We start from the raw sequence: 16530 nt of genomic DNA, 5'->3' as shown, positions 1-16530 counted from the left end.
GTGTTGAAAATTATAATCCATATCAGATGTCCTTGTCAATCCAATTTTATGATTTATTTAAAATTTTAAGCCTAATGGCATAAAATTTATCCATTCGTATAAATATGCTATAAAAGTATAGTGATTGCAAAAAACCATGCAACTTTTTTTGATGGTTTAATTGTTAACTTTTGTAAAGAAGAACACTGATAACTCGAAAATAGCATCGGTTATTTGCTGTTTATTAGAAATAATAGACCTTTTATACCCTCTTAAAAAATCACCATTTTTAATATTAATAATTTGCAGATTAGGTTTTTGATTTTGACAATTTTATAATCGTTTTTAGAAGGTATTTTGCGTTTTAAAAACCCCTTTCCTCAAAATTTTTTGGTTGTTTGAGTTTCGGACGTTTTGTTGTTTTGTGGTTGTTTCTATATGGTGATTACGTCCGAGTTAAGAGGGTTGGCGCGAACCCTCTTTACAATCTCCCGCGGCGACCACGCAAGTGGTCACGATGTGACTGCCTTCCGCCTTCGTTCGGTCTTAACGCTCCTTGCCAAACATCCCTGTTTGCCATGCTAACCTCACTCAGTTGTCAGCACGTTGCGAATGTCGCTAAATTAAATACACCAAACTTATTTGCCAAAATAAACGTTTATGTTTATAGCAAGCTAATTTTAGTTTTAAAACCAATTTCGGAGAAACTTTAGGGGGATTTTTAGGCTTTAAAAACCCCTCTCCTCAAAATTTTTTGGTTGTTTGAATTTCGGACGTTTGTTGTTTTGTGGTTGTTTTTATACGGTGATTACGTCCGAGTTAAGAGGGTTGGCGCGAACCCTCTTTACAATCTCCCGCGGCGACCACGCAAGTGGTCACGATGTGACTACCTTCCGCCTTCGTTCGCTGTTAACGCACCGGCTGTGATTTGTTCCTGACAAAGCACCGCCTTGGCAAACATCCCTGTTTGCCATGCTAACCTCACTCAGTTGTCAGCACATTGCGAATGTCGCTAAATTAAATACACCATACTTATTTGCCAAAATAAACTCTTATGTTTATAGCAAGCTAATTTTAGTTTTAAAACCAATTTCGGAGAAACTTTAAGGGGATTTTTGGGCTTTAAAAACCCCGTTCCTCAAATTTTTTTTGGTTGTTTGAGTTTCGGACGTTTTGTTGTTTGGTGGCTAGTTCTATACGGTGAATACGTCCGAGTTAAGAGGGTTGGCGCGAACCCTCTTTACCATCTCCCGCGGCGACTACGCAAGTGGTCACGATGTGACTACCTTCCGCCTTCGTTCGCTTTTAACGCACCGGCTGTGATTTGTTCCTGACAAAACACAGCCTTGCCAAACATCCCTGTTTGCCATGCTAACCTCACTCAGTTGTCAGCACATTGCGAATGTCGCTAAATTAAATACACCAAACTTATTTGCCAAAATAAACGTTTATGTTTATAGCGAGCTAATTTTAGTTTTAAAACCAATTTCGGAGAAACTTTAGGCGGGATTTTGGCTTCAAAAACCCCTTTCCTCAATTTTTTGGGTTCGCTGAGTTTCGGACGTTTTGTTGTTTTGCGGTTGTTTCTATACGGTGATTACGTCCGAGTTAAGAGGGTTGGCGCGAACCCTCTTTACAATCTCCCGCGGCGACCACGCAAGTGGTCACTACGTGACTGCCTTCCGCCTTCGTTCAGTCTTAACGCTCCTTGCCAAACATCCCTGTTTGCCATGCTAACCTCACTCAGTTGTCAGCACGTTGCGGATGTCGCTAAACAATACTCGTCATACTGATTTGTAATAAAGTAATATACTTTTATCTGATTTGATTATTTAAATTTTGATTTACTTATAATAATTTAAAAAATAAAAGAACCTGCAATACAGGTTCTTTTTAAACTTTTGAATCATTGATATAAAGTTGTTGGAATTATGTCAGTGTTTCCATTTTGGTCTATAAATAATCTAAAGACTTTTTTCTCATTGTTATTTAAATTAAAATCACGTTCACGACGGGGAGCATTAAAACTACACAATCCATGACCTTGTATAGATGCACCAATAATAACTTCACCAGCTGGCAGATAAAAAGTTGCTCTTTCTTTAGTTTCAAACTTAGCCACTTCTTGCCCATTTAAAAATAAATTAATGTAACATCCGCTACCAGTCAATCCTTTATCTCTAATAAACACTAATGTCGCATTATTATCTAGTTTAGCTTGATGATTAAATATTCTTGCTTCTGGTACTTGTTTTATTTCATGTTCAGCAGGCGGTCTAGTGGAACATCCAATTAAAACTAAGCTTAAAAAGCCTCCAATCAATAATTTGTTCATACCTTTCCTCCAAAAATTTTTAGTAATGGTATATTATTTATTTTGACAATAAAACTCCATTCCTCAATTTATTTATAATTTATAAGCCTTGAAATAGTGATACCCTTTATTGGTAATGATAATTATTAATGTTGAGTTTTTATAAAACTTAATTTCATTTTTAGCAAATAAAGGCGTTATAATATACTAAATTTTCTAAATAAATTTTTAGGCCTGAAATTGGATTTTCAACTTGTTAGTCGATTGAAGAATCTTCAACTTTATAAAAAACGACGTTCAAATAATGTGCTGTTCTGGCGCGAAATTTATCCTTTAGCAATGCCAATTTTGATTGAGAATTTGTCAGTCATTTTGATGGGTATTTTCAGTACGTTTTTAGTGAGTTGGATTGGTAAGGCCGAGATGGCTGCCGTCGGTCTGGCGGAAAGCTTTAACATGATTATAATGTCCTTCTTTATGGCGGTTGCACTGGGGACATCTGTGGTGGTGGCGTTTAGCTTAGGACGACACAATCGTAAAAAAGCCGTGGTCGCAGCAAGGCAGTCGATTACGTTATTAGTTATAATTTCGATTTTACTGTTTTTGTTTGTTGAGTTTTCCGGATATTGGATTGTCGAAATTATTGCCGGTAAGGCCGATCCAGAAGTAAAGGAATTAACACTTACCTTTCTAAGATTAACCGTTTTAGGTTACCCTGCTCTTGCCTTTATTTTAGTTGGTTGTGGTGCATTACGTGGTGCTGGCAATACCAAATTACCAATGTACTTAAACATTATCATGAATATTTTAAACTTGACGATCAGTTATGTGCTTATTTACGGCGCTTTGGGTTGGCAAGGATTAGGTTTTATTGGTGCGGGTATTGGCTTAACAATCTCACGTTATTGTGGCATGTTTTTTATTTTATTAGTCTTAACCATAAAACCAAGTCGAGCATTATTTATTCCTCTCCGTAGTTATTTTCATGCGTTTAATGGCAAAATTTTGATTGATATTTTAAGTATCGGCATTCCGGCTAGTGTGGAATCGGTAATGTTTAATATCGGAAAATTGCTCACACAAACTTTTGTTGCCGGTATGGGCACCTCAACTATAGCCGCTAATTTTATTGCGTTTTCAATTGCTGGATTACTTAATTTGCCAGGCGGTACACTCGGTGCAACATCGACAATTATTGTTGGTAAACGTATTGGTATGGGGCAAATTTATCAACCAACAAGGCAGCTTAAATTTATTTTTCATCTAACCAGTTTGTTACTCTGTTTTTTAGCTTTTTTATCGATCCCTTTCGCAGGATTATTAAGTTCGCTTTACACTAATGATCAGGAAGTTATTGAGATCTCCAAACATTTGTTATGGTTTAATGCGTTGTTTACCCCTTTCTGGGCTTCCTCTTTTGTTTTGCCATATGGTTTTAAAGGTGCGAAAGATGCCAGTTATACCATGTGGGTTGCTATTGGTAGTATGTGGATGTGTCGGATTGTAGTGGGCTATATTTTTGGCGTTTATTTTGGCTTTGGAGTTATTGGTGTTTGGTTCGGTATGTTCTTAGATTGGATTATTAGAAGTATTTTCTTTTATTATCGGCTTATTAGTGGTAAATGGCTTTGGCGTCATCAAAAAATCAGCTAGCGCTAATAATAGTTTGTTGCTTGTAAAGTAAATTTAGTTAACCTTATTTAACGACATTAGCAATGTGCTGACAACTGAGTGAGATTAGCATGGCAAACAAGGATGTTTGCCAAGGTTGTGTTTTGTCAGAAACAAATCACAGCCGGTGCGTTACCAGCGAACGAAGGCGGAAGGCTGTCACATCGTAACCACTTGCGTGGTCGCCGTGGGAGTTGGTAAAGAGGGTTCAAGTCAACCCTCTTTACTCGAACGTAATCACCATATAAAACTAACCAGCAAACTAGCTACAAAACAACAAAACGTCCGAATCTTAAACAACCAAAAATTGAGGAACGGGGTTTTTAAAGCCAAAATCCATCCAATAAATCGCTAACGTTAGTTATAACATCTTAATACTTTTCGATAATTAATCTATATTATCAAAATACACATCCACAATTCAGCTACTCTTGCCGTTAAAGCCCGTCAAATATCAATTCTTAATGCATTATCTATGTCAAAAATGGTGCTATAGATTTGTGATATCTATCACATTAACCATATAACGTAATTAAGGTATGCAAAATCATAATACTGTTTTGAAAATGAATTTTATAAACTCTATTTATTGTTATTTTTTCAATAAGTTGTTAATGCAACCGATAATTAAATAATGACAGTTCTATGCAAATCATATTTTGATAACTAAAAGGAGTTTATGATGGATAATAATAAAAAATTATCAGTCATGGAAAAAATTGGCTTTGGGATGGGCGATGCAGCTTGTGGTATTGTCTATTCCTCGGTGACGATGTTTTTGACCTATTTTTATACTGATATTTATGGCCTTTCTGCTGCTGCGGTTGGCATAATGTTCCTCGCTACGCGAATTTTTGATGCTATTATCGATCCGATTACAGGTATGGTTGCCGATCGTACTAAAACAAGATGGGGACGATTTAGACCATGGTTAATTTGGTTTGCGATTCCTTATGCGGTACTGGCTGTTATGACCTATACAACACCAGATTTTGGTTATTCAGGTAAACTTTTATACGCATACGTTACCTATGCATTATTAATGCTTTGTTATACATTTATTAATATTCCTTATTGTGCTCTTGGCGGTGTTATTGCTCGTGATGAAAAAGATCGCCTATCCGCTCAATCCTATCGATTTACTATTTCATCGGCATCAGGACTTATGGTATCAATCGGTACGTTATTTTTAGTCGATTGGTTAGGAAAAGAAAATAAGCAACTCGGATTTCAGTTAACCATGGCGGTTATGGGCGTTATTGCGATTGGTATGTTAGTGTTCTGTTTTGCAACCACTAAAGAAAGAGTAGTACCAATTGAAGATAAAAATGTCAGTGTTAAAAAAGATTTAAAATGCTTATTAGGCAATGATCAGTGGTGTATTGTTGCTCTTATTACCTTCTTTTCAAGTATGGCTGGCGTTATGCGTAGTTCAGCAACACTTTACTATGCAACTTACTTGATGATGGGTGGCGTTAGCTCAGCAGCAGGTACAGCGATGAAATCAGCCTTTGTGTCAACATCGGTGGTCGGTACTATATTAGGTGCGATGGCTGCTGGTTATTTTGCTAAACGTTTTACTGCTATCCAACTATTTAAAAATATTAATTTAACGTTATTTGTTATTGGTGTGGTGATGTTTTTTGTTCCACCAGTGTGGTTAGCGGTTATTTTCCCACTCTATTTTTTAATTGGCTTTTTCCACTCCATGTATCAACCATTCAAATGGAACATGATGGCCAATGCGGCTGATTATGGTGAATGGAAATTTGGCCGCCGAGCAACTGGTCTATCTTTCTCAGGTAATTTATTTGCCTTAAAACTCGGCATGGCAATCGCTGGGGCTTTAGTCGGCATCTGTTTAGGTTTATTAGGCTACCAAGCAGGTGTAAATGAACAAACACCGTTAGCCACAATGGGCATTATTGGTCTTTTAACTATTGGACCAGCATTTTCCTATTTATTGCTTTGGTGGTTAATGCGTTTTTATAAATTAGATGACAAAATGATGGCAAAAATTCAAAGTGATTTACTGGCTAGACAACAAAATAAAGATAGTCATGACTAAGATAGTATGTCGATAAGTAATAGTTACAATTAAAGGTAAATTATATGAGTTTAGATTATTATCACAACCCTATTATCTGCGGTGATTATTCCGATCCGGATATTGTCAAAGTAAATGATGATTTCTTTATGGTTTCATCTAGCTTTAACCATATGCCAGCATTACCGATTCTACACTCAAAAGACTTGGTAAATTGGCAGATTATCAATCATGTTTTTGATGCACTTGACTTACCCGGTTATGATGCAGTCCAACCCGGTAAAGGGGTTTGGGCGCCATCGATTCGCTATCATGATGAAAAACTTTGGGTGTTTTTTAGTACTCCTGACGAAGGTATTTTTATGTCTAATACCTCTGATCCTTGGGGTAAATGGAGCAAACCGCACTGCTTACAACCAGCACTCGGTTGGATTGATCCTTGTCCATTTTGGGATGATGATGGTCGAGCATGGTTAGTGCATGCCTTTGCGCAAAGTCGTTGTGGTGTAAAACATAAGTTGCAGCTGTTTGAAATGGCTAATGATGGATCAACATTGATTGGCGAAGGTCAAATTATTTACGATGGCACTGCCGATTTACCGACACTTGAAGGACCAAAACTTTATAAGCGCAATGGTTGGTATTACATTTTTGCACCAGCTGGCGGTGTTGAAAACGGTTGGCAATCGGTGTTACGTAGCCGTAATTTAACGGGTCCTTGGACTGCACGCAATGTGCTATTTCAAGGCAATACAACAATTAACGGCCCTCATCAAGGTGGATGGGTCGAATTGGACAACAATGAGTGCTGGTTTGTACACTTTCAAGATGCCCATTTATATGGTCGTATTGTTCATTTACAGCCTATGTATTGGGGGGATGATGATTGGCCTCGCATTGGTGAGAGTATCAATAATGATTCCACTGGACAACCGGTATTATCATATAAAAAACCAACTGTGTCCCATCACTCAGAAGAGTATAAAATCCAAACCAGTGACGATTTCCAGCATGGTGAATTTGGTTTACAGTGGCAATGGCAGGCAAATCCTAATCCTGATTGGCTAATAGCAAGTGATCAAGGATTAACCTTAAGTTGTTATCCATTACCTATGCATAATACACAGCGTACACTCTATTTTGCAGCTAACTTATTACTGCAAAAATTTTCAGCATGGCAATTCACGGCGCAAACTCAACTTAAATTGAATGCTAAGCAATCAGGTGATTTGGGCGGTTTAATCGTTTATGGTGAACGTTATGCTGCGATTATGATCGGTTATGATAATGGGCAGTATAAGCTGTATTATCGATATGGTTGGATGAAAGATTCAGGTCAAGTTGACGAATATCAACAAGTTATCGGTCAATTATCTTCACAGCATTGCCAACTTAAAGTCGAAGTCGGCTTGAATGGTATCTGTCAATTTTACTATAAAGATCATAAGACAGACTGGATGTTAATTAAACCTAGCTTCGCAGCTGGAAAAGGTAAATGGGTGGGGGCTAAAGTAGGAATTTTTGCCACAACCGAAGCAGATAATGCCATTGGTCATTGTCATTTTGATTACTTCAAGATTAGTTAACGGTTTAATTAGATAAAAAACCCTCTCATATGAGAGGGTTTTTATTCAAGTTGTTAAAGACTTTTTATGGCTGCATACTGCTCTTGCAATTTGGCTTTGTCAGCAATATAGCCTTGTTGTTTTTCTTTCTCTTTGGCAACGACTGCTGCGGGAGCTTTATCGACAAAGCTAGCATTAGATAGTTTATTATCAATACGCGCAATTTCACCATCAATACGAGCGATCTCTTTTTCTAGTCTAGCTAGCTCATCTTCTTTATTAATAAGCCCAGCCATTGGGATCAGGAGTTCGGCACCATCAACCAATTTAGTGACTGATAATGGCCCTGCTTCACCTTCATCTAACAAAACAATTTCTGATAATCTTGCTAATGATTCGATAAATGTGACATTGTCACTAATTACGCGATGAACGGCTGGTGATGCTTTTCTAATCAATAGCTGTAATGGTTTGCTTGGTGCGATATTCATTTCAGCACGGATATTACGAACCGCAATGACAGCGTCTTTAATCCAATTGATATCGGCAACCGCTTTATCATCAACTAATTGGCTATCAAATGCTGGCATTGGTTGTAACATAATGGTATCCGCTTTGATTGCCATTAATGGTTTGACACTTTGCCAAATAGCTTCAGTAATAAATGGAATGATTGGATGAGCCAAACGTAATAAGGCTTCAAGTACCGTGACTAAAGTGTGACGAGCAGCACGTTGCTGATTCTGTTCACCATTTGCCAATACTGATTTAGTTAACTCTAAATACCAGTCACAGAACTGATTCCAAGTGAATTCATATAAGATATTAGCAGCTAAATCAAAACGGTAAGTATCGAATGCTTCACGGTAGGTTTTTACGGTTTGGTTAAACTCTGCCAAGATCCATTTATCCGCTAATGAATAATCTAACTCCCCACCTTTAAAGCCACAATCGTGATCTTGGGTGTTCATCAATACATAACGGCTGGCATTCCATAGTTTATTACAGAAGTTACGATAACCTTCTAAGCGTTTTAAATCCCAATTGATATCACGACCAGTTGATGCCAGCGCCGCTAAAGTAAAACGTAAGGCATCAGTACCATGCGCTTCAATACCATTTGGGAACTGTTTTTCTGTACGTTTGGCAATCTTTTCCGCTAATTGTGGCTGCATCATATTACCAGTACGTTTTTCTAATAAATCAGCCAGTGAAATACCATCAATCATATCTAAAGGATCGATAACATTACCTTTAGATTTCGACATTTTTTGCCCTTCTTCATCGCGAATTAGCCCGGTCACATATACCGTTTTAAATGGTACTTGTGGTTTACCATGTTCATCTTTAATGAAATGCATGGTCATCATAATCATTCGAGCAACCCAGAAGAAGATAATATCAAAACCTGTCACTAGCACATTAGTTGGATGGAAAGTAGCTAAATCATCAGTGTTTTCCGGCCAACCTAAAGTTGAAAATGTCCATAGTGCTGATGAGAACCAAGTATCAAGAACATCGTCATCTTGAGACAATTCGATATCTGCTGCAAGATTATTTTCACGGCGAACTTCAGCCTCATCACGACCAACATAGACGTTGCCTTGATTATCATACCAAGCTGGAATTCGGTGTCCCCACCATAATTGTCGCGAAATACACCAATCTTGAATATCATTCATCCATGAAAAATACATATTTTCATACTGTTTAGGCACAAATTGGATATCACCATTTTTTACCGCCGCAATAGCTGGTTCCGCTAATACTTTAGCTCTTACATACCATTGATCGGTTAGCATAGGTTCGATTACCACACCACCACGATCGCCATAAGGGATAGTTAAGTCATGCGGTTCAATTTTTTCTAAAATACCTTGAGCTTCACACTGCGCAACAACTAATTTACGCGCCGCAAAGCGTTCTAAATTTTGGAATTGTGCCGGAATATCGGTTGCGTGAGCAGTACTTGACTCACCATTAGTATCGAACACTTCAGCTTGAGCACGAATATCACCATCAAAAGTTAAGATGTTAATCATTGGTAATTGATGACGACGCCCTACTTCATAGTCATTAAAGTCATGCGCAGGAGTAATTTTTACACAGCCAGTACCTTTTGTCATATCCGCATGTTCATCACCAACAATCGGAATTCGACGATTAACAAATGGTAATATGACAAATTTACCAATCAAATCTTTATAACGAGGATCTTCTGGATTAACGGCAACACCTGTATCACCAAATAGTGTTTCAGGGCGAGTTGTAGCGACAACTAGATAATCTTTGCCTTCTGCAGTTTTAACACCATCTGCTAATGGATAGCGTAAATGCCACATTGAACCTTTTACTTCACGATTTTCCACTTCAAGGTCAGAAATTGCGGTACGTAATTTAGGATCCCAGTTAACTAAGCGTTTACCACGATAAATTAGATCTTCTTGATAAAGTCTTACAAAAACTTCTTTAACCGCATTTGAAAGACCTTCATCCATAGTAAAACGTTCACGATCCCAATCAACCGAATCACCTAAACGTCGCATCTGTTTAGTGATGCTACCACCTGATTCTGCTTTCCATTGCCAAATTTTTTCGATAAACGCTTCACGACCATAATCATGGCGAGTTTTGTTTTCTTCAGCAGCAATTTTACGTTCTACCACCATTTGCGTTGCAATACCGGCATGGTCACTACCTGATTGCCAAAGCGTGTTATTACCTTGCATACGATGATAACGAATTAGCGCATCCATAATAGTTTGTTGGAAAGCATGTCCCATATGCAAACTACCAGTTACATTTGGTGGTGGAATAGCAATACAATAACTAGGCTGAGATTTGTCACCATTAGGCTTAAAGTAACCACTTTCTTCCCAATGTTGATAGATAGGTTGTTCGATTTCTTGTGGATTATAAGTCGTATTTTTCATAATAAAGGCATCAATCCTAATTCAAGGCATAAAAATGTGGTTATTCTACCGTAAAATGATATAACAATAAATTGTTAGACGAATAAAGTGTTTGATTAAATCAAATTTAAATCAGATAACAATAAAATTAGTATAAAAAAACCACTTGTTGGCAAGTGGTCTTAACGTTATGAACGATTAGAATGATAAATACTAATGATGATAGATAAAATTATCAATCAATCTGGTTTTACCAATATAAACCGCCAAAGCACATAAACTATCTTGATTTAAACAATCAACCGCAGTTAATGTTGCATAATCAACAAATTCAATATAATCAATTTTAGCTAATGGCTGGGCATTTATGATATTTTGCATCTCAGTTAAGATGGTTTGTACCGATTTTTCACCGGCTTGAATCAGTTGCTGGGCACACTCGATTGATTGATACAAACAGATAGCAGCTAAGCGTTCTTGTGGCGATAAATAGCTATTGCGAGAACTTTTAGCTAGTCCATCACTTTCACGCACAATTGGGCAACCGATAATTTCGATGTCAACATTAAGATCGCTTACCATACGTTGAATAACCGCTAGTTGTTGCGCATCTTTTTGACCAAAATAGGCTCGATCAGGTTGCGTGATATTAAATAACTTAGTAACCACAGTACAAACGCCTTTAAAATGACCGGGTCGTTTTTTGCCGCAAAGCGCATCAGTTAGGCCATTAACATTCACATAGCTATTAAAATTGGCATCATACATTTCACTGGCTGATGGACAAAAAATCAGATCAACACCCATTTGTTGGCAGGCGTTTTTGTCGTGTTCTAAGTCACGAGGATAACTGGCTAAGTCTTCTTTCGGGCCAAACTGCATTGGATTGACAAAAATGGTGACAATCACTTTTTGATTATCTTGTTTAGCCGCAGCCATTAAGCTCTGATGACCTTCATGCAGATACCCCATAGTTGGTACTAATCCAATGGTTGCACCGTTTTTACGCCACGATTTAACCTGCTGACGAACTTCATCAATTGTTGTTACAACTTTCACAATTATTATCCTTTCTGGCTATTTTGAAAATTCAGATTTGAGTTGAGTCATAATCTCACCGTCAATGGCAAACTCATGCATTGATGCTGGGTATTGTTGCTGTTTTACCTCTTGGCAATAATCGGCAAATGCTTGCTTCATTTGATCACCGATTGGCGCAAAAGATTTAACAAATTTAGATGATACGCCATCATACATTGACAACATATCTTGATAAACTAACACTTGACCATCACAACCATGACCAGCACCAATACCGATTGTTGGTATGCTAACAAGTTCAGTAATAAATTTAGCTAAATCAGCAGGTACACATTCGAGTAAAATAGCTGCAGCACCGGCTTGTTCAACCGCTAAAGCATCCAAAATTATATCTTTAGCCGCTTGGTAATCTCTACCTTGTACTTTGTAACCGCCTAATGCTAATACTGATTGTGGCATCAAACCAATATGGGCAATAACCGGAATCGATGCTTGAGTGATCATCTTAATATGTTCACAAAATGCTCGCCCACCTTCTAGTTTTACAACCTGTGCATTGCCTTCTTGAATCAAACGACCAGCATTATGTACAGCATCATAAACAGAAGCATGGTAAGACATAAACGGTAAATCTGTCACAACTAATGCGTTTTTAGCGCCCTTTGCCACTGCTTTAGAGTGATGGATCATATCTTCCATGGTGACAGAAACCGTGCTTTCATAGCCTAGCATCACCATTCCTAATGAATCACCAACTAATAAACAATCTACACCGCTATCGTCCATCAGTTTTGCCGTTGTGTAGTCATAAGCGGTTAACATGGTGATCTTTTGTTGATTTTGTTTGCGTTGTTGTAAAGTTAGAATTGTATTTTTCAAGGTAACAGCTCCAGTTCTAATTGATGATAGTCCCTATCAGGATGTTTTTGCCGACTAAGATTAACTAATACTGTCGATAATTGTTGGTATAAAGGTTTTATATCAGCAGGTAAGTTGAGTAAATGTTGTTTTATAGTATTTGCATCATTGCGTTCAACCGGACCAGTTAATGCATTTATAGTACCAACATTACAAATATTTTTGGCATTCGCTAAAAATAGATCATGCCACGCTTGTTGGCAAAAATGGAGATCTAAACCACACTGTGCCAACATATCACTGCCAACTTGCGCTAAGGCGATGACATGATTACTAAGCATAACGCAAGCGGCATGATAAAGCGCTTTATGTTCTGCCGATAATATTGCTATCGCATTAACCAAAGGTGATAACATCGGTTGTAATTTAGCTAATGCTAGGGGATTATTGGCTTCTAAAGTGAAAGATACCTTAGCCATCTCCTTATAGCAGGTAAAACGATCATAAATTGCCGATAAAGGGTGTAGCGAAAATGCTAAAGGATGAACAATATGATCGACAGTAAATAACTGCGATGTCAGCAAACCACTGCAATGACCAACTAATTTATTCTCAATCGGCAATCGACTAACCACTTGCCAAACTGAGCTAATTTGACTATCCGGCACAGTCAAAAATAGACAATCACAATCCTCTACTAAGTTAGATAAAGTTAAATATGCTTTGCTATTCGTAAAATCACTTGCTGCTTGTGCTTGATGTGCATCACGGCTATAAAAACCAACGACTGGCAAACCACATTGGCTGAAATATTTAGCCAAACTACAACCCACTTTACCGGCGCCAATAAAACCAATATTCATTTTTAATAATAAAAATTAAACGATGCGGCATTATAGCCTAATTTGATATAGATTCAATTTTTAACCAGAAAGACTAAGCAATATAGGATTAAAAGCAATTCTCTCCTCTTCTCAATTTTTGAGGGAGTAATTTGCTTTAAGGATTTTTTAAATAGATAAATTTAATTTGTTGTCAGTTTATTTATCACTAGGCAATCAATTTTAAACCGCTATATAAGCAGTGTACTTCTTGATGTTACCTATACCGCCACTTACTATATTTCTATACTACCTACACGGTAGTGAACGTAAAGCGATTGGTAAAGCTCTAGGCGGGGTATTTCTAAGCTACCTACACGGTAGTGAACTTCAAATCCCCCTCCGATGGAATTATTCCATCTTTCTAAGCTACCTACACGGTAGTGAACAAAACCTGCTAGTAACAGGCTTTTTGATTGTTTTTCTAAGCTACCTACACGGTAGTGAACAAAATACAGTATGTTACAACAGGTTTTGAGGAGTTTCTAAGCTACCTACACGGTAGTGAACTTTTATTTTTAATAAAATCGGTACCATTAGCAGTTTCTAAGCTACCTACACGGTAGTGAACTTAACAACAATACACTACCGGCGCCCCCGAATTTTCTAAGCTACCTACACGGTAGTGAACTGGTTACATCACCTGATTTTGTCAGCATCAATTTTCTAAGCTACCTACACGGTAGTGAACTAGAGCCGGATATACTATAAATGCAGTTGGCAAAAAGAAAAAGCGTAATTTTACTATTAAAAACCCTTTTTTTAAGCTATTTTTCAACATATTGATTTTTAATTATTTTATTTAAAGTCAAAAAAAAAGGGTTAGCAATAAGTAGGAATTTAAGGTTCAAAAACCCCGTTCCTCAATTTTTTTTGGTTGTTTGAGTTTCGGACGTTTTGTTGTTTTGCGGTTGTTTCTATACGGTGATTACGTCCGAGTTAAGAGGGTTGGCGCGAACCCTCTTTACAATCTCCCGCGGCGACCACGCAAGTGGTCACGATGTGACTGCCTTCCGCCTTCGTTCGCTCTTAACGCACCGGCTGTGATTTGTTCCTGACAAAGCACCGCCTTGGCAAACATCCCTGTTTGCCATGCTAACCTCACTCAGTTGTCAGCACGTTGCGAATGTCGCTAAATTAAATACACCAAACTTATTTGCCAAAATAAACTTTTATTATTGGAACTAGCTGATGTTATAACTAGCGTTAGCGATTTATTGGATGGATTTTGGCTTTAAAAACCCCGTTCCTCAATTTTTTTTGGTTGTTTGTGTTTCGGACGTTTTGTTGTTTTGCGGTTGTTTCTATGCGGTGATTACGTCCGAGTTAAGAGGGTTGGCGCGAACCCTCTTTACAATCTCCCGCGGCGACCACGCAAGTGGTCACTGCGTGACTGCCTTCCGCCTTCGTTCGCTTTTAACGCTCCTTGGCAAACATCCCTGTTTGTCATGCTAACCTCTCTCAGTTGTCAGCACATTGCCAATGTCGCACCACAAAATCGCTTTTTATCGCCGACTTCGTCAACGTCAACACCATTGCCTTGATAGGGCAATGATTGTTTAATGTCCTAACGTTATTTTTCATATAACTAGCCTTTAGTTCAAGGACTAAGAACTAAGAAATAATAGCTAAGGATAAGGATAGACACAGAGTCCTAATAGTTGCCTACTATCCCACATATGGTTATCCAGTTGACCACTGTGATCAAAAACATGAATGTGGGAATTATTCCCACCATCACTCGTCCAATATCTCCCCCTGGTGAAGTTGGCTCCAGCGTAATCGGGCATCTCCCCCCATTCCGTGAAAAATCCGGCACTAATGTGACGACGCATATATATATCAGGTGACGTAGGCGTTGCACTTTGACATCTAGGTGTACTATGACAATTCGCATTAGTTAAATTCTTGACCTTTGGAACACCGTATCCTCCAATCCTACTACACCAAGAATTCGTATTAGAATAGGTACCGCCATAACTACCACGATTAACAAACCACTTCCGTAACATAAATCTATATTTGACCACCGCATTACCACTGCTATCACGACCAACTAACTCAAATACCTGAGGTAAAGAGGGTTTGTCGATTCTACCTGGATTATCTGAACTCCATTGCGATGGTGTAGCAACAGGACCCGTTAGGGTGACTCGAACGCTGGTACTTGTTGAATCGGTCATAGTAGCAGTAATCTTATCATGAGAAACCGGAGCCCAAGATAAGGCCTGATTACTACCACCAATATCTAAATAAAAATATAAATTATTAGCACCAGTAGTCGGGAAGTTTAAACCATAAGACGACGGCGGAACTGGCGGCTGTGGTAGAAAACCCTTAGGATATTCCCAAACGGCAGCAGAAAGACCTCTCGACCTGTTATCTCTGCTATCTAAATGACTAGCAGGTCTTGCATAACAAATCACTGGCGCTGCCTTAGGATTAATATAATAAGTGGCATTACCTGCCGTAAAACGACTTTCATTAGGTACCCCATAACGTGTTGTTAATCTACCTTCACTATTTGATAAGGTTAATTTATATGGCGCTTTACAAATTGTCAGTACTTCACTACGGTTAACAGGATTATTGTCTTTATCAACAATCGATAAATTTAAACTACCGGTAGCGGTGACACCATTAACTCCCTGACCATCGCCATCATCATCCCCCCAATAATTATACGGTGTGCCAATAAGTGAACTTAATGCAATAGAATTAGTATCCGTTGGTACTAACATACCAATATCCGCAAAACTCTGACCATCAACAGGTAACTCGATAGGATTAGTTGAACTCGAATTATTGGTTGTGGGAGTAAATGTTCTTCCATCAGAAAGGGATATCCCGAGTAGCGCTTCGGTATTGGTTACCCGGGTACGACCTCCATCAAAGGTTAAATAAGGCGCTGAACCATAAATAATATTGGTCGTTTTAGTGGTTAATGCATAATTAGCAAAAGAGATAGACTGTAAAACAACCATGGTTAATACCAAAACCATCGGCCGAGGTAAAAAGACTAAACGAAGAAATTTTGAAAAATTTTGCCGGAATTTCGGAAATTTCGGGAATTGCTGAAATAATAAACTGCGGTTAAATAATAAACGATATGAGCTTAACTTTAGAAAGGTGAATTTATAGGTTGGGCAGGTTGTGTGTTGTGTGTTGTGTGTTGAAAATTATAATCCATATCAGATATCCTTGTCAATCCAATTTTATGATTTATTTAAAATTTTAAGCCTAATGGCATAAAATTTATCCA

Annotated in this window: 10 protein-coding genes and 1 CRISPR repeat array; of the genes, 3 read left to right on the top strand and 7 right to left on the bottom strand. The window is 38.0% G+C overall.

All coding sequences use genetic code 11. The features are described 5' to 3' along the window. Nucleotides 1–1885: 1885 nt before the first annotated feature. Nucleotides 1886–2314, bottom strand: a complete 429-nt coding sequence (locus tag B6C84_RS11195) for a hypothetical protein (RefSeq protein ID WP_086354405.1) — start codon at nucleotides 2312–2314, stop codon at nucleotides 1886–1888. A 219-nt stretch (nucleotides 2315–2533) separates the two neighbouring features. Between B6C84_RS11195 and B6C84_RS11190 the strand changes: the two genes are divergently transcribed. From B6C84_RS11190 to B6C84_RS11180, 3 genes are all read left to right on the top strand, one after another. Then, nucleotides 2534–3946 (top strand): EmmdR/YeeO family multidrug/toxin efflux MATE transporter, encoded by a 1413-nt coding sequence (locus tag B6C84_RS11190; RefSeq protein WP_065651032.1) that lies wholly within the window; start codon nucleotides 2534–2536, stop codon nucleotides 3944–3946. A 700-nt stretch (nucleotides 3947–4646) separates the two neighbouring features. Then, complete coding sequence (locus B6C84_RS11185) at nucleotides 4647–6032, top strand: glycoside-pentoside-hexuronide (GPH):cation symporter (protein ID WP_086354406.1); 1386 nt, start codon at nucleotides 4647–4649, stop codon at nucleotides 6030–6032. Nucleotides 6033–6076: 44 nt separating this feature from the next. Further along, nucleotides 6077–7597: a glycoside hydrolase family 43 protein gene (locus B6C84_RS11180; RefSeq protein ID WP_086354407.1), complete on the top strand. Its 1521-nt coding sequence runs from the start codon at nucleotides 6077–6079 to the stop codon at nucleotides 7595–7597. Nucleotides 7598–7650: 53 nt separating this feature from the next. Here the strand turns inward: B6C84_RS11180 and B6C84_RS11175 are convergent, their stop codons facing one another. The 6 genes from B6C84_RS11175 to B6C84_RS11155 all read right to left on the bottom strand — a co-directional run bounded on the left by B6C84_RS11175 (nucleotide 7651) and on the right by B6C84_RS11155 (nucleotide 16270). Beyond that, nucleotides 7651–10509: a valine--tRNA ligase gene (locus B6C84_RS11175; protein WP_086320511.1), complete on the bottom strand. Its 2859-nt coding sequence runs from the start codon at nucleotides 10507–10509 to the stop codon at nucleotides 7651–7653. A 192-nt stretch (nucleotides 10510–10701) separates the two neighbouring features. Continuing rightward, on the bottom strand, nucleotides 10702–11547 hold the full coding sequence (gene panC, locus B6C84_RS11170) for a pantoate--beta-alanine ligase (RefSeq protein ID WP_086320510.1): 846 nt from the start codon (nucleotides 11545–11547) through the stop codon (nucleotides 10702–10704). A gap of 18 nt (nucleotides 11548–11565) precedes the next feature. Continuing rightward, nucleotides 11566–12408 carry a 3-methyl-2-oxobutanoate hydroxymethyltransferase gene (gene panB / locus B6C84_RS11165; protein ID WP_065613077.1) on the bottom strand — a complete coding sequence of 281 codons (843 nt, stop codon included), beginning with the start codon at nucleotides 12406–12408 and terminating at the stop codon, nucleotides 11566–11568. After that, nucleotides 12405–13250: a Rossmann-like and DUF2520 domain-containing protein gene (locus tag B6C84_RS11160; protein WP_086320509.1), complete on the bottom strand. Its 846-nt coding sequence runs from the start codon at nucleotides 13248–13250 to the stop codon at nucleotides 12405–12407. Before B6C84_RS11160 ends, panB begins: the two co-directional genes overlap by 4 nt. Nucleotides 13251–13509: 259 nt before the next feature. Beyond that, nucleotides 13510–13959: a CRISPR direct-repeat array (repeat unit 28 nt; unit sequence TTTCTAAGCTACCTACACGGTAGTGAAC). 770 nt (nucleotides 13960–14729) lie between these two features. Next, complete coding sequence (locus B6C84_RS11755) at nucleotides 14730–14852, bottom strand: hypothetical protein (protein ID WP_280521904.1); 123 nt, start codon at nucleotides 14850–14852, stop codon at nucleotides 14730–14732. A 44-nt stretch (nucleotides 14853–14896) separates the two neighbouring features. Then, nucleotides 14897–16270 carry a hypothetical protein gene (locus B6C84_RS11155; protein WP_133053379.1) on the bottom strand — a complete coding sequence of 458 codons (1374 nt, stop codon included), beginning with the start codon at nucleotides 16268–16270 and terminating at the stop codon, nucleotides 14897–14899. Nucleotides 16271–16530 lie beyond the last annotated feature (260 nt).

Origin of the sequence: Gilliamella apis (assembly GCF_002142155.1) — a bacterium.
Lineage (GTDB): Bacteria > Pseudomonadota > Gammaproteobacteria > Enterobacterales > Orbaceae > Gilliamella > Gilliamella apis.
The sequence above is the reverse complement of the archived record's forward strand: the minus strand, read 5'-3'. Positions and strand labels throughout refer to the sequence as shown.